Here is a 17,390-nt window from a genome sequence, read left to right as displayed (position 1 = left end):
ACCCACCAACACAGCAACGGCGATCAACATCAAGGTCTGAATCATGGTCATTGAACTGGTCCCTTCATCATGGGCATCCACAAACATCGGCACCTGCCGATGCACATTCGGCCGCTATTCCAGGCATTGGCCGATGCGGCAACTCCATCCATATCAACATGATAAAACGAATAACCAGGCAGTTGGGAGATCGATCGGCGATGAATCGGCAGGCACCGATGAATAATACAGCCATATCTGCACATGGCGGTGAGGCCCGGAAACTGAGAGAATCGGCCTTTGCGGACAATATCAGCCCATCGGAAGCAATCGGATCGGCACGAATCGACCTCAGTGCACACCTCAGGATGAGTAGAAAATCCTGGACCACACACTGTTTGCCGGATCGAGAGACGAGTGCGGGCAGGGGGAGGTATCCATGGCACCACAAAGCACTTCTGCGGACGTTTCACCAATCGACGAGATCATCATCGACATGCGCGCCGGGCGTATGGTGGTTCTGGTGGACGAGGAGGATCGGGAAAACGAGGGCGACCTCGTGCTGGCCGCCGAGCATGTCACGCCCGAGGCGATCAACTTCATGGCCCGCTTTGGTCGTGGCCTGATCTGCCTGACGCTGACCGAGGCGCGCTGCCGGCAACTGGGCCTGGCGCTGATGGCGCGCGACAACAGGAGTCCTTACAGTACGGCATTCACGGTTTCGATTGAAGCGGCCGAAGGCGTGACCACCGGCATCTCGGCACACGACCGCGCGCTGACCATTGCCACCGCGGTGTCCCGCAACGCGCGACCCGACGAAATCGTGCAGCCAGGCCATGTCTTTCCGATCATGGCTCGCCCTGGCGGCGTCCTGGTGCGCGCCGGCCACACCGAAGCCGGCTGCGATCTGGCGCTGCTGGCCGGACTCGAACCAGCGGCGGTGATCTGCGAAATCCTCAAGGAAGATGGCAGCATGGCTCGCCTCGACGACCTTGTCGAGTTTGCACGTGCGCACGGTCTAAAGATCGGCACCATTGCCGATCTGATCCATTACCGGAGCCGGCACGAGACACTGATCAAGCGCACCCTCTCCAAACAGGTGCAGTCTGTGCATGGCGAGTTCACCCTGCACGCCTATACCGACTGCACCTCGAACGAAGTGCACCTGGCGCTGACCAAGGGCGAAATCCGTCCCGACAAGGAGACGCTGGTGCGCGTCCACGAACCGTTGTCGGTGGTCGATTTCCTCGATCCAGGTGGCGGTCGGCATACTTTTTCACTGTATGTTGCGCAAGCTGCGCTGGCTCGGGTGGACGCCGGCGTGATCGTGCTGCTGCACCGCCCCGAAAGCGGCCAGGACCTGCTCGCGCTACTCGGTGAACCGATCTCCGGCAAACCTCCGGCAACACGCTGGGACCCCCGCACCTACGGTATTGGCGCGCAGATCCTGCGCGACCTCGGCGTCGGCAAGATGAAACTTTTATCGAGCCCGCGCCGGATGCCAAGCATGACCGGTTTTGACCTCGAAGTGACAGGCCACATCGCCACGCCGGCTGACCTTGAAAGACTCTGATGGGCACCCCGAAAAAACTTGCAGACACTTCTTCCATGGCACGTTACGAACGAATTTACGAGTACGATGCTTCGCTCAAGGGTGACGGGCTGGCGATTGGCGTGGTCATGAGCCGCTTCAACCAGGACATCGGCGAAGGCCTGCTCAGCGCCTGTACGAGCGAACTGAGGCGCCTTGGGGTCGCGGAGGGCAGCATCCGCATCGCTACTGTCCCGGGCGCTCTGGAACTTCCTCTGGCCTTGCAGGGCATGGCAGGCAGCGGTCGTTTTCAGGCCCTGATCGCGCTGGGTGCGGTGATTCGCGGCGAAACCTACCATTTTGAGATCGTCTCCAATGATTCCTGCCGGGCGTTGATGGAAGTACAGCTGGAGAGCGGCATCCCGATCGCCAATGGTATTCTGACCTGTGAAGACGACGATCAGGCGCTCGCCCGCATGCAGCAGAAGGGGGTTGACTGCGCACAGGCCGCCGTCGAGATGGCCAATCTGCTGCGCGCACTCAGGGAACCCTCATGATGGCCGAGCAGTCGCCAACAACGCCAGCCGGCAAACCGGCTGTGCTCAGGTCGCCGCGCCGCCGGGCTCGTGAGTTCGTTCTGCAGGGACTCTATCAGTGGCGGGTGAGCGGTAACGACGAAGCTGCGATTGAAGCGCATTTGCGTGATATTGACGATTTCGACAAGGCCGACCGTGAATTCTTCGTCGGACTGCTGCGTGGCGTGCTCGCGCAGCGTCAGATTCTTGAGGCAAAACTGCAAGCTTATCTCGATCGTCCCTTCAATGATCTTTCACCGATCGAAGCCTGTGTTTTGCTGGCGGGGGCTTTCGAGTTGAGCAACTACCCGCAAACGCCGTATCGGGTGATTATCAACGAGTCGATCGAGTTGGCCAAGGGTTACGGTGGAACCGACGGCCACAAGTACGTGAACGGCGTCCTCGACAGACTCGCTGCCGGCTTGCGTCCGGCCGAGGTCGAAGCCAAGCGGGCGGCGCGTGTCAAGGGCCGTTAAGTGGCGCGTCGAGGTGCTGAATACCCGGCCCGGAAACGGCGATGCCCAGCGAATTTGAACTGATCCGGAATCATTTCGTGCGGCCGACGCCGCAAACGATCCTCGGTCCCGGTGACGACTGTGCGCTGATCGCCCCTGCGCTGGGAATGCAGTTGGCGATTACCACTGACATGTTGATCACCGGCACACATTTTCTGCCGGATACGGATCCCTGCCAGCTTGGCTGGAAAACTCTGGCAGTCAATCTCTCCGATCTCGCCGCCATGGGGGCCAGGCCGCGCTGGGCCTTGCTTGCCGGTAGCCTGCCGGAAGTGAGCGAACCATGGATCGCTGCCTTTGCCGACGGACTCTTTGCCTGCGCCAGTCACTACGGCGTCGATGTCATTGGTGGTGACACGACACGTGGCCCGCTCGCTTTCTGCCTTACGGCCATCGGGGAGGTCCCCACCGGCACGGCCCTGCGCCGTGACCAGGCATTGCTCGACGACGACCTCTGGGTTTCCGGGCAACCCGGCCTCGCGGCGCTGGGTCTGGCACACCTGCAGGGGCGAACCGTGCTTGCCGAGCCACTGGTCAAACCTTGTCTGGCTGCCCTGCAGCGACCGCTGGCGCGCGTCGAACTGGGGCTTGAGCTACGCCGGCGTGGCCTGGCGCATGCCGCCATCGATGTCTCCGATGGTCTGCTCGCTGATCTTGGTCACATCCTCGAAGAGTCGGCGGTTGCCGCCGAGCTTTTTGTGGCACAACTACCGCCGTTGCCGGCGACAGCAGACCCCGTGCTGGCCCGCCAATGCCAGCTCGCCGGTGGTGACGATTACGAACTGGTGTTCTCCGCAGCATCCGCAAAGCGCGCCGAGATCAGCGCGCTCGCCGACCAGCTGGCTTTGCCGCTCTGGCGTTGTGGCCTGGTCGTCGACGCCGCCCCGGGTCAGCTGACACTGCTCGACGACCAGGGACAGATGGTGCCGATCAACGACAAGGGATACGATCACTTTGGCTAGTCCGCCTTCACTTCAATTCCTGCTGGCGCATCCCGCGCATTTGGTTGCCTGTGGTTTTGGCAGTGGCCTGTCTCCACGTGCGCCGGGAACCGTGGGCACCCTTTTCGCCTGGGTTGCATTCCCCTGGCTACGTTCGTTGATGAGCGATTTCGAACTGCTCGGATTTCTTCTGCTCTGTTTCATCGGCGGCGTGCTGGCGGTCCACAAGACCGGTGTCGATCTCGGGGTCATCGATCACGGCAGTATCGTCTGGGACGAAATTGTTCCCTTCTGGCTGGTGCTCCTGTTCTGCCCGGCGCACTGGCTTTGGCAGGCAGGCGCCTTCTGCCTGTTCCGGATTTTTGACATCGTCAAGCCACCACCGGCACGCTACTTCGACGAGAAGGTCAAGAACGGCTTCGGTGTCATGTGTGACGACCTGATGGCGGCGGGACATACGCTGCTGGTTCTGGCCATCCTGCGCTTCGTATTGACATGAGCCGGCACGATCAAGCCTCCCTGGAAGCACTGGCCGCCGCAGTGGGTCAGTTGCTGCTGGCGAATGGCGAGCGCCTGGCAACGGCCGAATCCTGTACCGGCGGTTGGCTTGGACAGTGTCTGACCGCGGTCGCCGGGAGTTCTGCCTGGTTCGAACGTGGTTTCATTACCTATTCCAATGACGCCAAGATCGAGCTTCTCGGCGTCACCGCCGATACCCTCGCTGCGCACGGTGCGGTCAGCGAAGCAACTGCCATGGCGATGGCCCTGGGTACCCTGCAGCACAGTCGTGCCGACTGGGCGCTGGCCATCACGGGCATTGCAGGTCCGGGCGGGGGGGCACCGGGCCGTCCGGTCGGTACTGTCTGCTTTGCCTGGGCCGGACCGGATGGAGGTGCCGTCTCATGTACTCGTCATTTTCAGGGTGGCCGCGAGTCGGTGCGGGCGCAGTCGGTTGCGCATGCCCTGAGCGGGCTCCTCGAACGGGCCGGGAGCCGTCTGGTCTGACGGTTCGCCCGGACGAGCAATTTCACCCGTCATTTCGGCCAATCAACTCCGCCATATAATGAGATGATTCACTCCAATGTGCTCAGGCATCATGAACCCATCTTTTTTCCGGTTATGGCGACTACCTCGGTTACTGCCGATCCTGCTATGTTCTGCCGGGATAGCCGAGGCAGTGACCCTTGGCAAGATGACCGTGCTGTCAAGCCTTGGGTCGCGCTTCGAAGCCGAGGCGCCCCTTCTTGATGTCTCTGCCGCAAAGCAACCGCTGGCCGAATGTTTCCGCCTTGGCCAGCGGAGCCAGAGCGACGAGAATGTGGGGGTGCCGCTGCTGATGCGCGCTCGCGTTACCATTGAGCAGCGCGGCGGTGGGCTGCGTTTGTCTATTGTTTCCGATCAGATCATCAACGAACCGGTACTGGAGGTCAAGGTGCATGTCGGTTGTGGCGCCGAGGTGGTACGCAAGTATCTGCTGCTGATCGATCCTCCCCTGGCCAGGAAACCTGCGGTGGACCTGCCTGCCATTCGTGCGGCAGCGGTCCCTGATCCGGAGCCGGCTTTCCACTCGCGGTCGGCAACAGGCTTGCAGTCTGGCGACAGCCAGCAAGTTCTGCCGGCAGTGCGGCCTGTCGCGAACCCCGGAGCAGGCGCTGCAGGGGATACGCCATCCGGCTTTCGACCGGAACGGCCACTGCCCCGGAAATCATCCCCTGGTTCTGGCGCAATCGACCGCCTGCTCCTTTCTGGCGGCACCGACCGCCATCTGTCCGGGATCGCCGACGACCTGCCCTTGCGTTTGAGTACCAGACCATCGATGCAGCTACTGAACCAGATGACTGAGAGTCAGCGCTCGATGTTGCGTATCGAGTACCAGCTCTTGTCGGCATTGCACACGCAGGCCGAGCAGCAGCTGGCCGTTGCGGAACAGGTACGGCGGCTGGATGCGACGCTCAACGATCTGCAGCGGAGGAGGAACCTGGGTCAGGGGAGGCAGCAGACGCTCATCGCCACGGCGATACCGGCCAGCTCGCCCGTGCAGCCGGCCACCGCACCAGCCCGGATGGCGGCACCGCCGGTCGCGCAAGTGACCGACAAAACGGATTGGTGGCTTGAGGCAGGGCTGCTGCTCGGGCTAATTGCCGGCTTGACCTGGCTGCTTCGCCGCCGCTCCGGCAACGCCTCCCGCCTATCGGAAATTGCCGGGCCGACGCTCCCGCCGGCCGACTTCAGCGAAGCTGTCGACAAAAATCGCCAGCCGATTCGGCTTGCAGATCATCCGGCGATCGTTGCCGAGGGTGAGCCGAAGATGGATGCTCCGCTGATTCCGGGCGGTGTTACGAGCGGAGTGGCGGCACGCGATGACGATGAGGTGACTGCGGTACTGCAACTTGCCGAGATCATGATCTCTTTCGGACGTGTCACGGGAGCTGCACAGGTATTGGAAGAGTTCCTCGAACAAAAACCGACGCTCGCAGTGACTCCCTGGTTGAAACTGCTCGAGGTTTACCGGCAGAACGAGCAGCGTGAGGCCTTCGAAGCACTCGGATTGCGGCTCAAACGCCACTTCAATGTCGCTGCAGGGGATTGGGAAAGCGCCGGGGAACTCGTTGAACCGGTCTTTGCTGCCAGCGATGAACAGGCCGGGTCGATTGAACCACTGCTGGCGCGCCTCCCCAGGGTGGGGCAATTGCCGCATATCAAGGTCACGGTGATACGTACCTGGGGTTCTCCCGAGTGTCTGGCTTACCTGCACAGACTCTTGCGCGACAACCGCGATGGCGAGCGCAGAGGCTTTCCTCTGGGTACTGCGCGTGAATTGCTGTTTCTGATCGACCTTCTTGAAAACCGCCTCGCGCGTCAGACCTGATGCCCGCAGGCGGAATCGCTGCGTAAGCTGGTCATTTTCACATGACTGTATATAATTACATTAGTTTGGCGATGCGGATGTGGACATGATCTGCGCGGTCGAACGTGGGATAATTCCTCTCATTCAAGAATAAGGACAGGCAACAATGAACGACAACAAGTCGAAGGCGCTGGCTGCTGCGTTGGCACAGATCGAAAAACAGTTTGGCAAGGGCTCGATCATGAAGATGGGTGAGGGGAGCGTCGTGCCCGACATCTCGGTCGTTTCCACCGGCTCGCTGGGACTCGATATCGCACTTGGCATCGGCGGTTTGCCGCGAGGTCGCGTGGTCGAGATTTATGGCCCGGAATCCTCGGGCAAGACAACCCTGGCCTTGCAGGTGCTTGCTGAAATGCAGAAACTCGGAGGGACGGCCGCCTTCATCGATGCCGAACATGCGCTCGATCCCGGCTATGCCCAGAAACTGGGCGTGAATCTCGATGAACTGCTCATCTCGCAGCCGGACAACGGCGAACAGGCTCTGGAAATCGCCGACATGCTGGTGCGCTCGGCCAGCGTCGATGTGGTGGTCATCGACTCAGTAGCGGCACTCGTCCCGAAGGCGGAGATCGAAGGCGAAATGGGCGACTCCCTGCCCGGTCTGCAAGCCCGTCTGATGAGCCAGGCACTGCGCAAGTTGACGGCCAATATCAACCGTACCAACACTCTGGTGATCTTCATCAACCAGATCCGCATGAAAATCGGCGTCATGTTCGGCAGTCCGGAAACCACCACCGGCGGCAACGCCCTCAAGTTCTACGCTTCGGTGCGCCTCGACATCCGCCGCATTGGCAGCATCAAGAAGGGTGATGAAGTCATTGGCAACGAAACTCGGGTCAAGGTCGTCAAGAACAAGGTCGCTCCACCTTTCCGCGAAGCCATATTCGATATCCTTTACGGTGAAGGAACCTCGCGCGAAGGCGAGATCATCGAACTCGGGGTGCTGCACAAACTGGTCGACAAGTCGGGATCCTGGTACGCCTACAATGGCGAAAAAATTGGCCAGGGCAAGGACAATGCCCGCGAATATCTCAAGAGCAAGCCGCAAATCGCGGAGGAAATCGAGGCCAGAATCCGTGCGGCGGTGAAAGTCCCATCCCCTGCAGCGATCATCGCTCCATAAGGGTCCGAGACGATGCAGGACGCTTTGCGCGAACGTGCTCTGCGCTTGCTCGCCCGCCGTGAATACACGCGCCAGGAACTGTCACAAAAGGTTGCGCTCTTTGCTGAATCGGCGGAGCAGCTGGAGGCTCTGCTCGACGATCTGACGAGCAGGCATCTGCTTTCCGATCAACGTTACGCGGAAACGCGGCGCAATTCGCGAGCGCCGCGCCTGGGTGACGCGCGTCTGGCGTATGAGCTCCGTTCCAAAGGAGTGGCTGCCGAACTGGTGAGCGCGACACTGGCCGCTGGAGAAGACGAATTGACGCGCGCGCGCCGAGTCTGGCAGCGGCGCTTTGGCAGCCTGGCTGATGTGGGTGACGCTGCCGAGCAAGCCCGGCAAATGCGCTTCCTGGCCGGGCGGGGATTTTCGGGTGAGACCATTCGGCGCTTGCTGAGCGGCGCCACTCTTGAAGACGATTGAGCCATGTCAGACCAGCAGAGCACACTGTCAACCCATCAACTCCACAAGCGCTACAAGTCGCGTACAGTGGTCCATGATGTTTCCTTCGAGGTGGTCAGCGGAGAGGTGGTCGGGTTGCTCGGTCCGAACGGTGCGGGCAAGACGACGTGTTTCTACATGGTGGTCGGCCTTGTCGCGTGTGATGGCGGCGACGTTCATCTCGATGGCGAAAAGCTGACTCACTTGCCGATACACAAGCGCGCCCGCCTGGGGGTTTCTTACCTTCCGCAGGAAGCTTCCGTTTTTCGCAAGCTGACGGTCAGCGAGAACATCTGCGCTGTGCTCGAATTACAAAAGTTGTCGGCAGATGAAATCGCAAGCCGTACAGATGATCTGCTCGAAGAGTTGCACATCAGCCACCTGCACGCCAGCCCTGCGACTTCCCTGTCCGGAGGGGAACGGAGGCGAGTTGAAATCGCACGTGCCCTGGCCAGTAGTCCACGTTTCATTCTGCTCGACGAACCTTTCGCCGGTGTCGACCCGATCGCTGTGCTCGACATCCAGAAGATCATCCGCTTTCTCAAGGAACGGGGGATCGGGGTGCTGATTACTGACCACAACGTTCGCGAAACATTGGGGATCTGTGACCACGCGTACATCATCAACGAAGGGAGTGTCCTTGCCGCTGGCCGGCCGGAAGAAATCATTTATAATGAAAATGTTCGAAAGGTGTATCTGGGTGAGAATTTTCGCCTCTGAACCCAACGACCCTTCCGCCATAATTCGAGAACCAGACGGGCAACTCCCTTGCCAATGCGGTGGCTTACCCGGTTCCGTATATGAAACCATCCCTCCAGCTCAGGCTTTCTCAGCATCTCGCGTTGACCCCGCAACTGCAGCAATCGATCCGGTTGCTGCAGTTGTCGACGATCGAACTCGAACACGAACTGGAAAAGTACCTGCTTGATAATCCGCTACTCGAACGGGCAGAGGAATACCCTACCCTTGCGGTGGTGCATGGCGAAAGTGGTGAGGGCGTTTTTCCAGCGGCGGAGGGGGGCGACACGCCAGAGGAACGCCCCTCTGCTGAAGACGAAGGCTGGCTGGACGATCATCCTGCCTCCTTTGGTTCTTCCGGTTCCTTCGATGACGAGGATGGCGAGGGCGATTATCAGGACATTCAGGCAACCACGGTCTCGCTGCGCGAGCACTTGTTGTGGCAGCTTGGCCTGATGACGCTCTCCGACCGTGACAGCGTGCTGGTGCGCTGCCTGGTGGAAGCACTGGACGATGACGGCTACCTGACTCAGTCGCTCGATGAACTGGTTGAAGTCATGCCCGTCGAACTGGAGATTGCACCGGAAGAACTGCGGATTGCGCTCAATCATCTGCAGTGCTTTGATCCGACCGGCGTTGGCGCGCGCAGCGCGCAGGAGTGCCTGCTGCTGCAACTTCAGGCGCTGCCGGTTGATGACACCTGTACGCTGGCACAGGAGATTGTGCGCGAACATCTGGAACTGCTGGCCAGCCATGATTTTCCCAAGCTCAAAAAGCTGACGGGTTGTGAGGACGACGCCCTGCGCGCTGCACATTTACTGATCTGCCGCCTGAATCCACGGCCCGGAGCCGCATACGCTTGCCCTGAAACCCGTTACATCACCCCTGATGTGGTAGTCCGAAAAGTCCGCGGACAGTGGTCGGTCAATGTCAATGCCGACGCCTTGCCGCGACTGCGGATCAACAGTCTCTATGCCCAGATTCTATCCAGACAGCGTGGATCGGGTCTCGCCGGGCAACTCCAGGAAGCTCGCTGGCTGATCAGGAATGTACAACAACGGTTTGACACGATCCTGCGGGTGGCGCAGGCTATTGTGGAGCGTCAGCGCCAATTTCTCGATCACGGAGAAGTCGCGATGCGGCCACTGGTCCTGCGCGAGATTGCCGAAGTCCTGGGGCTGCATGAATCGACCATCTCGCGGGTCACCACCCAGAAGTACATGGCGACCCCGCGCGGGATTTTTGAACTGAAATATTTTTTTGGCAGCCACGTCAGCACGGAAGCTGGCGGGGCCTGTTCGGCAACGGCCATTCGCGCATTGATCAAGCAAATGATTGGCGCTGAAGAGCCTAACAAGCCTCTCTCGGATAGCCAGATATCCGAGGTTCTTGGTCAGCAGGGCATTGTCGTGGCACGGCGAACAATTGCAAAATACCGTGAAGCGCTCAGTATCCCGCCGGTCAATTTACGCAAGTCCATTTAGAAGAAGGAGTCACATCATGAATCTGCAAGTCAGTGGACACCGTCTCGAGATCACCCCGGCCCTACGCGATTACGTCACCGGCAAGCTCGAACGAATCATTCGTCATTTCGATAACCTGATAGACGTAAACGTGATTCTGTCGGTGGACAAACTGAACCAGAAGGCCGAAGTGACAGTTCATCTCGCTGGCAAGGATGTCTACGTGGAGTCCGTGGACGAAGACCTCTATGCGGCAGTGGATGGTCTGGTCGACAAGCTGGAGCGTCAGGTCCAAAAGTACAAGCAGAAGTTGCAGGACCACCATCGCGGAAACAAGATTACCGATCACATCGTCGCCGAGTGATGTGAGTGTAGTCTGCGCACGGACTGGGCGGCAAGCCCGCTCGTCCGTGCGCTTCCTTTCTTGATTAATCCACGTCCGCTTTTTCGGGTTTTTGTCGCATGAGCCAGATCACCCAACTACTACCCCTCGAAAACATCATTCTTGATCTCGACGCGAGCAGCAAGAAACGCGTCTTTGAACACGTGGGGCTTCTTTTCGAAAATTATCTCGGCATCGCCCGCAGCACGGTGTTCGACAGTCTGTTTGCACGTGAGAAGCTCGGCTCGACTGGTCTCGGTCAGGGGGTGGCGATTCCACATGGCAGGATCAAGGGATTGAAAGATGCCACGGGCGCTTTTCTGCGACTTGCTTCGCCGGTACCATTTGATTCTCCCGACGGCAAGCCGGTCTCGCTGCTGTTCGTCCTCCTTGTCCCGGAAGTGGCGACCGAGCAACACCTGCAAATCCTCTCCGAACTGGCACAGCACTTTTCCGATCGTAATTGTCGCGAAGCACTTTCCAAGGCGGCCAACCCGAGTAGCATTCTTCAGCTCTTTGCCGATTGAGCATGAACGCCCGGCGTCAATCCAGTGTAGCCCAGCTTTATGAGGATCACCGCGACAAACTAAAGCTTTCCTGGGTCATTGCCGTCGGCGTTGACCGAGCGATCGAACTCAAGGAACAGGGCTATTTTGGCGCTGACGTGGTTGGCCACCTCAATCTGATTCATCCGGAGCGGCTACAAGTGATCGGTCGTGCCGAACAAGCCTGGGGCTACCGCGTGACTCCGGAGCGCCTGCGCTTGCAGGTGAAGGAACTGATGGCTGCCAAGCCCCCGGCGCTGATCATCGCTGACGACCTTGAAATCCTGCCGGCAATTCATGAGGCCTGTGAGTCTACGCAGACGCCCCTGTTTGTCAGCCCGAAACCCTGCTCGGCAGTAATCGAACTGTTGCGCATCTATCTTTCCCGTCGGCTGGCTGGTTCGACATCAGTGCACGGCGTGCTGATGGATGTTTTCGGCATGGGTGTTCTGATTACCGGCGATTCCGGAGTCGGCAAAAGCGAACTCGCTCTGGAACTGATCTCGCGCGGCCACGGTCTGGTTGCGGATGATGTCGTGGAACTGGCCTGTATCGCACCGACCACGATTGAAGGACGTTGTCCGAGCATGCTGCGGGACTATCTTGAAGTACGTGGACTCGGCCTCCTCAACATCCGCACCATCTTCGGGGAAACTGCTTCACGCCGGAAGATGAAACTGAAGCTGATCGCCCATTTGCAAAAGCAGATCAGTGGTTCGGATGGTCCACGTCTGCCTCTGGACGCGCAAAACCAGGAAATTCTTGGCGTGTCCATACGCAAAGTGGTCATTCCCGTCGCTGCCGGAAGAAACATCGCGGTTCTCCTCGAGGCGGCGGTACGCAATAGCATTCTTCAGCTTCGCGGCATCGACAGCATGGGAGATTTCATTAACCGCCAGCAGCAGGCGCTCCTTGACGACGACTTGTAGCAATGGCTTAATCACCAGACTTTCTCGCCCCCAAGGAGAAACTCTCGATGAAAGCCGTAATCGCCCTGGCTGCGCTTGCCTTTGCTCCTGGCAGTACTTCGTCAGGTTGACTCGTCACGCAGACAGCCCAGGTGAGCCAGGCCCGGCCAGTGATCTGCGGCCGAACTCCTTAGCCGAAGGCAAGCCACGTAACCATTGTGGTGGCGCTTGAGCAGTTTGGCCAGGCGCCGGTCGGCCTCCTCATGCGTGGCGTAGAGATCGTTCAAGAACGCATGGCAGGCTGCCCAGCGACCTTCCGGCGTGCGCAACACGGCGACCGGGCGACCGCCGTCAGGAGTGGCGACCAGGCAAGGCGAATCACTTTCCACCCAGGAAGCGGCAACCAGATCCGTCGCCTCGTGGCGTGGTATGCATAAAGCGACCAAGGCATCTATGGGTGAATCACACTCGACACAAACGATCGCTGGAAAATAACCGTGGCCAGGTGGATTGGTGGATGAGTTCATGAGGGTGAACTTCTAGCATCCTTGGCCACGCTTGTAAATTCCTGATCGTGCACAGAACCATTTTTCAATTACCTGGGTTTCACCGCATGCAAGTCACGGATTTCGATGTCCTTATTGTTGGTGGCGGCCTCGCCGGTCTTTCTCTGGCCTGTGCACTGCGCGACACGCGCCTCAGGGTTGCCCTGGTTGAACAGCGCCCGCCGCTGCCTGTACCGGGCTGGGATGCGCGTGTCTACGCGATTTCCCCGGCCAATGCTGATTTCCTGCGAGCAATGGGTATCTGGAAGCACCTGCCGACAGAGCGCATGGCGCCCATTTCAGCAATGAAAATCTTTGGCGACAGTAATGCAGAACTGGATTTTTCGGCTTACGAGACCGGTATTCCAGAACTCGGCTGGATTCTCGAATCATCGCTGATGGCTTGTGAACTCTGGGAAAGCATCAAACGTCAGGGCAACCTTACCCTGCTTTGCCCGGCCGTACCGAAAGTCCTGGAAATGAGTTCAGGGGCCGCTCAGCTGACCCTTGGCGACGGTCGATCGCTGTCTGCCAGGCTGCTCGTCGGCGCTGATGGACGAGATTCCTGGGTACGTGAAATGATGGGTTTGCGGACGATCAATACGCTCTACGGCGAGATGGGACTGGTCGCCAATTTCGAGTGTCAGCATCCGCATCACGGTATTGCACGCCAATGGTTTCGCCACGACGGGGTGCTGGCCTGGCTGCCGATGGCGGGCCATCGTCTCTCCATCGTCTGGTCCACGCCTGACGAAAACGCGCTGGCCATGCTGGCACTGCCAGCCGAGGAACTATGCAGCCGGGTTGCCGCCGCCGGCAATGATGAACTGGGCGCTTTCCAGTTGCTGACCCCCGCGGCAGCCTTTCCGTTACGCCTGATGCAGGTGCCACAGATCGTTGCCCCGCGGCTGGCGCTGCTTGGCGACGCAGCACATGGCATTCACCCGCTTTCCGGGCACGGTATCAACCTCGGCTACCAGGATGCGAAGGCGCTGGCCGGTCTGCTGGTGGCTACGCCGGACTGGCAGGACATCGGTAGCGAGCGCCTGCTGGCCCGCTACCAAAGACAAAGGCGCGAGGAAACGCTGCTCATGCAAACCGTTACGCATGCCCTACACCAGCTCTTCCGGAAAACCTTTCCCGGACTCAGGCCTTTGCGCAATTTCGGAATGAATCTGACCAATACTTTACCGGTCTTAAAGAATTTACTTGTACGCTACGCCATTGGCGCTTTCTGATGCCTCCCCCCTTACCCGGAGAAATTACCGATGTATAAACGATTCGTGCCGTTTGCGCTCGCCTCAGTTCTCAGTCTGTCCGCCCTCGCGGACGAAGCCAGCATCAAGAAAGCGGTGGAAGGCAAGCTCGAACGTGCGGTTAGCAGTGTGACCAAGACCCCGTACCTGGGTCTCTACGAAGTCTACGTCGATGGCCAGATCGTCTACACCGACGAGAAGGTTTCAGCACTGCTCCTGGGGGCCCGCCTGATTGATGCTAAGACGATGAAGAACGTGACCGACGAGCGGATGCAGAAGCTGACCGCAATCAGGTTTTCTGACTTGCCGTTGACACTGGCGGTGAAGCAGGTGCGTGGTGATGGCACACGTGTTTTCGCCACCTTCGAGGACCCGAACTGCGGCTACTGCAAGAAATTGGCCAGGGACATCGCCAAGCTCGACAACGTGACGATTTACACCTTCCTTTATCCGATCCTCTCGCAGGATTCACTGGAGAAATCGAACCAGATCTGGTGTGCCGCTGACAAGGCTAAGGCCTGGAATGACTGGATGATCGATGGCAAGGCTCCCACAGGCAAAGGTGATTGCGACACCACCGCGGTCAGGAAAACCATCGAGACCGGCCGCAAGCTGGCGATCAACGGTACGCCGACGATTTTCTTCGCGGACGGGGAGCGGATTCCCGGAGCCGTGCCGCCGGCCAGGATCGAACAGAAGCTCTCGCAAGTCCAGGCTCAGGGCAGATAGCGCATGCAGGCGGAGACACGGGAATCCGACGCTTGCAGAATAAACGGTATTCAGTGACCTTTAACGGGAAAAATCTGCCGACCGTAGTTGATCGAAAGAGAACTGATCAGCGGGTACTCCGCCAGCTGCCTGGCGATTTCTCGCTCAGCCTTGCTGACCGCGGTAAGGTCGCCGAGGAACTGGCGAGGCAGGAGCAACTCGGCTTCGATGCGGCCATTGAGATAGTGCAGGATGACTCGCCGGGGTTCTGGAAGATCGGTGAGGAGGGGGGCCAGCTCCGTCATCAGTTCGCTGCGGTCGGGCATGCTCTGGAGTTGGCTGTCATGATCCAGATCGTCCTCGACGTCGACATGGACGAGCACGTCTGAAACTGAAGCGTGGCTGTCGAGAACGCGTTTGCGGGTCATCTCGGCAATACGGTGACCTTCCGAAACACTGATTCGTGCGTCGACACAGACATGTGCATCGACCAGTGAGCGATGCGCCATGCGACGGGTGCGCAGTTCGTGGAGATTCCTGACACCGGGGGTGTCAATGATCACTTGGCGGATGCTGTCAACTTCCTCGACCGACAAGCCGGTATCGATCAGTTCCAGGACGGCATCCCAGGCGAACACCACGCCCATCCGGACGATCATGAAGCCGACGATCACTGCGGCCACCGAGTCGGCAAAGTTGTAGCCCATCAGATTGCCGACGATTCCCAAGGCCACCACCAGTGACGAAGCGGCGTCGGAGCGGGCGTGCCAAGCGTTGGCGATCAGCATCGGCGAGCGCAGGCGCTCACCCACATGCAGCATGTAGCGGAACAGACCCTCCTTCGCCGCTAGTGCAAGAATCGCCGTCCATAGCGCCAGCTGCTGGACCGGCGGCAGGTTGTCGAGGTTTTGCAGTTTTACCCCGGCGCCCCAGATGATGCCGGCGCCAGTGACTGCCAGAATCGCGCCAAGCGCAAACGATGCCGCCGTTTCAATGCGGGCATGGCCATAGGGATGGCGTTCGTCGGCAGGATCCTTGCTGTGGTGAGCGGCGAAGAGTACCAGGAAATCACAGACCAGATCGGATAGCGAATGCAGGCCGTCGGCGATCAAACCTTGGGAATGGGCAACGATGCCGGCGACCACCTGCGCGCTGGTCAGGAAAATATTCGCCACCACACTGACCCAGGTGACACGCTGTACCATACCGTGCCGCCCTGGGTCGTCGAATGAGAGTTCAGGTGAGTCGTTACGGCTGCCCATGATGGTTGCTTTCTGAAAAACCGCTCGGCAGCGGGTCCCGAGCGGCTGGTGCCCGGTTCAATGGCCGAGCGAACTGACGACCTGCGAGAAGGTCTGCGCGATTTCTGTCGACTGTGCAAGCCCCATCTCACGTTCGATCTTGGACAGGGAAAAGATGCCACAGAGGATGTGATTGTCTTCTTCATCGTGGTCTACGACCAGACAATAAGGCGTTCCCAATGCCTTCAGGGTCGCCACGACGTTGCCGACTCTGGCCGTGTGCACATCTCTGAGATGCATCACTTCGACCTCATCGTGTTGTTTGATCATCACATCGCCGACCACCAGTTCGCCGGGACGGACGCCCAGCGTATGGGCCACGGCCAGCGGCCGGTGGCCCTTGGTCCCGGCTTCGGTGACGATCCCCTGCAACTGCCTCTGCTCGTCGGCCACCAGCAGATAGTGTACATGGCACAGCGCCATGATTCTGTTGGCATCGTCAAGCGAGGCATCGCGCGCAATCGTGATCGGCGTCATGCGCTGAAAATCGGTCATTACTCGCAGCGCCGGAGAATTGGCATCAACCGCAGTGATCGTTGTTGCCATTTTCGGGAGGTAGCAGGGGACGCCTCTCTTGAGCCGGGTCCAGGGCAAAGGTTTGAAGCGAGTATCTGGCATTTTCGGATTCCTTCTGATCAATGGTCATGCGAAGATTAAAACACTGTGCCGCACTTCTGACAAGATTTGTCGAAGGGAACAAATTTACCCTGGGTAGCCGGCTTCGAATTGCCCAAAAAGGGGGCTCTTTCCGGTACAATCCTCGAGCTTGCAAAGAACCGAGCGGGAGGGCTGTGTGCCCGTCCCGCTTTTGCGTATCTACGGCTTGGACTGGCAGCAAACCTAACCGCAGCCACCACAGGAGTCTTGTTCGTGTCCTTGTTACCCACTCTTCCGCCCGCGATTCTCGCACTGGCTGACGGCACGATTTTCCGCGGTCTGGCGATCGGCGCCGGAGGCTGTACCAGCGGTGAAGTCGTGTTCAACACGGCGATGACTGGCTATCAGGAAATACTGACCGATCCCTCGTACTGTCGCCAGATCGTCACCCTGACCTATCCGCATATCGGCAACGTTGGCTGTAATGCCGAGGACTTCGAATCGCCTGGCAACCATGCCGCAGGGCTGGTGATTCGTGACCTGCCGGTTCGGGCAGCGAATTGGCGTCTGCAGGAGACACTGTCCGCGTATCTGCAGAAACACGGCATGGTTGCGATTGCCGGGATCGACACGCGCAAGCTGACACGCTTGCTGCGGGAAAAGGGCGCGCAGGCGGGCTGCATCATGGCCGTCGAGGTCGATGACCAGCGCGCGCTTGCCGAAGCGGCAGCCTTCCCCGGTCTCGCCGGGATGGACCTTGCCAGGGTGGTCAGCGTTCAGTCGTCCTACGATTGGGCTGGCGGGCCATGGCGCCTGGGCGGCTATGGTGCTGCGCCGGCGCCGCTGTGGCATGTCGTCGCCTACGATTTTGGGGTCAAGCACAACATTCTGCGTT

At 59.4% G+C, this 17,390-nt stretch carries 20 protein-coding genes; 17 read left to right on the top strand and 3 right to left on the bottom strand.

From position 1 onward, the window contains the following. The first annotated feature begins 418 nt into the window (after nt 1-418). From ribBA to hprK, 14 genes are all read left to right on the top strand, one after another. Complete coding sequence (gene ribBA / locus CAPSK01_RS05950) at nt 419-1,552, top strand: bifunctional 3,4-dihydroxy-2-butanone-4-phosphate synthase/GTP cyclohydrolase II (protein WP_034923669.1); 1,134 nt, start codon at nt 419-421, stop codon at nt 1,550-1,552. A 35-nt stretch (nt 1,553-1,587) separates the two neighbouring features. Beyond that, nucleotides 1,588-2,067, top strand: coding sequence for a 6,7-dimethyl-8-ribityllumazine synthase (gene ribH, locus CAPSK01_RS05945; protein ID WP_034924044.1), 480 nt, complete (start codon nt 1,588-1,590; stop codon nt 2,065-2,067). After that, nucleotides 2,067-2,561, top strand: a complete 495-nt coding sequence (gene nusB / locus CAPSK01_RS05940) for a transcription antitermination factor NusB (protein ID WP_034923667.1) — start codon at nt 2,067-2,069, stop codon at nt 2,559-2,561. Before ribH ends, nusB begins: the two co-directional genes overlap by 1 nt. A 41-nt stretch (nt 2,562-2,602) precedes the next feature. After that, nucleotides 2,603-3,562 carry a thiamine-phosphate kinase gene (gene thiL, locus CAPSK01_RS05935; RefSeq protein ID WP_034923664.1) on the top strand — a complete coding sequence of 320 codons (960 nt, stop codon included), beginning with the start codon at nt 2,603-2,605 and terminating at the stop codon, nt 3,560-3,562. Continuing rightward, nucleotides 3,549-4,040, top strand: a complete 492-nt coding sequence (locus CAPSK01_RS05930; RefSeq protein WP_273703202.1) for a phosphatidylglycerophosphatase A — start codon at nt 3,549-3,551, stop codon at nt 4,038-4,040. Before thiL ends, CAPSK01_RS05930 begins: the two co-directional genes overlap by 14 nt. Continuing rightward, nucleotides 4,037-4,546, top strand: a complete 510-nt coding sequence (locus CAPSK01_RS05925) for a CinA family protein (protein ID WP_034923661.1) — start codon at nt 4,037-4,039, stop codon at nt 4,544-4,546. The genes CAPSK01_RS05930 and CAPSK01_RS05925 overlap by 4 nt, the downstream gene beginning before the upstream one ends. A 172-nt stretch (nt 4,547-4,718) precedes the next feature. Next, nucleotides 4,719-6,410 (top strand): hypothetical protein, encoded by a 1,692-nt coding sequence (locus CAPSK01_RS05920; protein WP_273703178.1) that lies wholly within the window; start codon nt 4,719-4,721, stop codon nt 6,408-6,410. Nucleotides 6,411-6,555: 145 nt separating this feature from the next. Next, complete coding sequence (gene recA / locus CAPSK01_RS05915; RefSeq protein WP_034923656.1) at nt 6,556-7,572, top strand: recombinase RecA; 1,017 nt, start codon at nt 6,556-6,558, stop codon at nt 7,570-7,572. 12 nt (nt 7,573-7,584) lie between these two features. Beyond that, nucleotides 7,585-8,034, top strand: a complete 450-nt coding sequence (locus tag CAPSK01_RS05910; protein WP_034923654.1) for a regulatory protein RecX — start codon at nt 7,585-7,587, stop codon at nt 8,032-8,034. Between the two features lie 3 nt (nt 8,035-8,037). Then, complete coding sequence (gene lptB / locus CAPSK01_RS05905) at nt 8,038-8,772, top strand: LPS export ABC transporter ATP-binding protein (protein WP_034923652.1); 735 nt, start codon at nt 8,038-8,040, stop codon at nt 8,770-8,772. A gap of 80 nt (nt 8,773-8,852) precedes the next feature. Beyond that, complete coding sequence (locus CAPSK01_RS05900; RefSeq protein ID WP_034923650.1) at nt 8,853-10,274, top strand: RNA polymerase factor sigma-54; 1,422 nt, start codon at nt 8,853-8,855, stop codon at nt 10,272-10,274. Between the two features lie 16 nt (nt 10,275-10,290). After that, nucleotides 10,291-10,617 carry a ribosome-associated translation inhibitor RaiA gene (gene raiA / locus CAPSK01_RS05895; protein ID WP_034918439.1) on the top strand — a complete coding sequence of 109 codons (327 nt, stop codon included), beginning with the start codon at nt 10,291-10,293 and terminating at the stop codon, nt 10,615-10,617. Nucleotides 10,618-10,715: 98 nt separating this feature from the next. Next, nucleotides 10,716-11,162 carry a PTS IIA-like nitrogen regulatory protein PtsN gene (gene ptsN / locus CAPSK01_RS05890; protein ID WP_034923648.1) on the top strand — a complete coding sequence of 149 codons (447 nt, stop codon included), beginning with the start codon at nt 10,716-10,718 and terminating at the stop codon, nt 11,160-11,162. 2 nt (nt 11,163-11,164) lie between these two features. After that, nucleotides 11,165-12,109 carry an HPr(Ser) kinase/phosphatase gene (hprK, locus tag CAPSK01_RS05885; RefSeq protein WP_034923645.1) on the top strand — a complete coding sequence of 315 codons (945 nt, stop codon included), beginning with the start codon at nt 11,165-11,167 and terminating at the stop codon, nt 12,107-12,109. Nucleotides 12,110-12,210: 101 nt separating this feature from the next. Here hprK and CAPSK01_RS05880 read toward each other — a convergent pair whose 3' ends face one another. Beyond that, nucleotides 12,211-12,615, bottom strand: coding sequence for a hypothetical protein (locus tag CAPSK01_RS05880; RefSeq protein ID WP_273703177.1), 405 nt, complete (start codon nt 12,613-12,615; stop codon nt 12,211-12,213). Nucleotides 12,616-12,701: 86 nt separating this feature from the next. Here CAPSK01_RS05880 and CAPSK01_RS05875 point away from each other — a divergent pair, with 86 nt between their 5' ends. Beyond that, nucleotides 12,702-13,871 carry a UbiH/UbiF family hydroxylase gene (locus CAPSK01_RS05875; RefSeq protein ID WP_034923642.1) on the top strand — a complete coding sequence of 390 codons (1,170 nt, stop codon included), beginning with the start codon at nt 12,702-12,704 and terminating at the stop codon, nt 13,869-13,871. Between the two features lie 30 nt (nt 13,872-13,901). Continuing rightward, nucleotides 13,902-14,618 carry a DsbC family protein gene (locus CAPSK01_RS05870; RefSeq protein ID WP_034923639.1) on the top strand — a complete coding sequence of 239 codons (717 nt, stop codon included), beginning with the start codon at nt 13,902-13,904 and terminating at the stop codon, nt 14,616-14,618. A gap of 50 nt (nt 14,619-14,668) precedes the next feature. On the opposite strand, the gene CAPSK01_RS05865 is transcribed toward CAPSK01_RS05870, so the two are convergent. Further along, nucleotides 14,669-15,859 (bottom strand): cation diffusion facilitator family transporter, encoded by a 1,191-nt coding sequence (locus CAPSK01_RS05865; RefSeq protein WP_034923636.1) that lies wholly within the window; start codon nt 15,857-15,859, stop codon nt 14,669-14,671. Between the two features lie 57 nt (nt 15,860-15,916). After that, nucleotides 15,917-16,516, bottom strand: a complete 600-nt coding sequence (locus CAPSK01_RS05860; RefSeq protein ID WP_034923633.1) for a CBS domain-containing protein — start codon at nt 16,514-16,516, stop codon at nt 15,917-15,919. A gap of 258 nt (nt 16,517-16,774) precedes the next feature. On the opposite strand from CAPSK01_RS05860, the gene CAPSK01_RS05855 reads away from it, so the two are divergent. Continuing rightward, nucleotides 16,775-17,390: carbamoyl-phosphate synthase domain-containing protein (locus tag CAPSK01_RS05855; RefSeq protein WP_034924037.1), on the top strand; the 616-nt coding region annotated here is incomplete at its 3' end.

The sequence above is a fragment of the Candidatus Accumulibacter vicinus genome, from assembly GCF_000584955.1.
GTDB lineage: Bacteria > Pseudomonadota > Gammaproteobacteria > Burkholderiales > Rhodocyclaceae > Accumulibacter > Accumulibacter vicinus.
The sequence above is the reverse complement of the archived record's forward strand: the minus strand, read 5'-3'. Positions and strand labels throughout refer to the sequence as shown.

Bases quoted from the DNA above. Each gene is read 5' to 3' on its own strand.
- ribBA (WP_034923669.1), top strand. From the start codon at position 419: ATGGCACCACAAAGCACTTCTGCGGACGTTTCACCAATCGACGAGATC.
- ribH (WP_034924044.1), top strand. From the start codon at position 1,588: ATGGCACGTTACGAACGAATTTACGAGTACGATGCTTCGCTCAAGGGT.
- nusB (WP_034923667.1), top strand. From the start codon at position 2,067: ATGGCCGAGCAGTCGCCAACAACGCCAGCCGGCAAACCGGCTGTGCTC.
- thiL (WP_034923664.1), top strand. From the start codon at position 2,603: ATGCCCAGCGAATTTGAACTGATCCGGAATCATTTCGTGCGGCCGACG.
- CAPSK01_RS05925 (WP_034923661.1), top strand. From the start codon at position 4,037: ATGAGCCGGCACGATCAAGCCTCCCTGGAAGCACTGGCCGCCGCAGTG.
- recA (WP_034923656.1), top strand. From the start codon at position 6,556: ATGAACGACAACAAGTCGAAGGCGCTGGCTGCTGCGTTGGCACAGATC.
- CAPSK01_RS05910 (WP_034923654.1), top strand. From the start codon at position 7,585: ATGCAGGACGCTTTGCGCGAACGTGCTCTGCGCTTGCTCGCCCGCCGT.
- lptB (WP_034923652.1), top strand. From the start codon at position 8,038: ATGTCAGACCAGCAGAGCACACTGTCAACCCATCAACTCCACAAGCGC.
- CAPSK01_RS05900 (WP_034923650.1), top strand. From the start codon at position 8,853: ATGAAACCATCCCTCCAGCTCAGGCTTTCTCAGCATCTCGCGTTGACC.
- raiA (WP_034918439.1), top strand. From the start codon at position 10,291: ATGAATCTGCAAGTCAGTGGACACCGTCTCGAGATCACCCCGGCCCTA.
- ptsN (WP_034923648.1), top strand. From the start codon at position 10,716: ATGAGCCAGATCACCCAACTACTACCCCTCGAAAACATCATTCTTGAT.
- hprK (WP_034923645.1), top strand. From the start codon at position 11,165: ATGAACGCCCGGCGTCAATCCAGTGTAGCCCAGCTTTATGAGGATCAC.
- CAPSK01_RS05880 (WP_273703177.1), bottom strand. From the start codon at position 12,615: ATGAACTCATCCACCAATCCACCTGGCCACGGTTATTTTCCAGCGATC.
- CAPSK01_RS05875 (WP_034923642.1), top strand. From the start codon at position 12,702: ATGCAAGTCACGGATTTCGATGTCCTTATTGTTGGTGGCGGCCTCGCC.
- CAPSK01_RS05870 (WP_034923639.1), top strand. From the start codon at position 13,902: ATGTATAAACGATTCGTGCCGTTTGCGCTCGCCTCAGTTCTCAGTCTG.
- CAPSK01_RS05865 (WP_034923636.1), bottom strand. From the start codon at position 15,859: ATGGGCAGCCGTAACGACTCACCTGAACTCTCATTCGACGACCCAGGG.
- CAPSK01_RS05860 (WP_034923633.1), bottom strand. From the start codon at position 16,516: ATGCCAGATACTCGCTTCAAACCTTTGCCCTGGACCCGGCTCAAGAGA.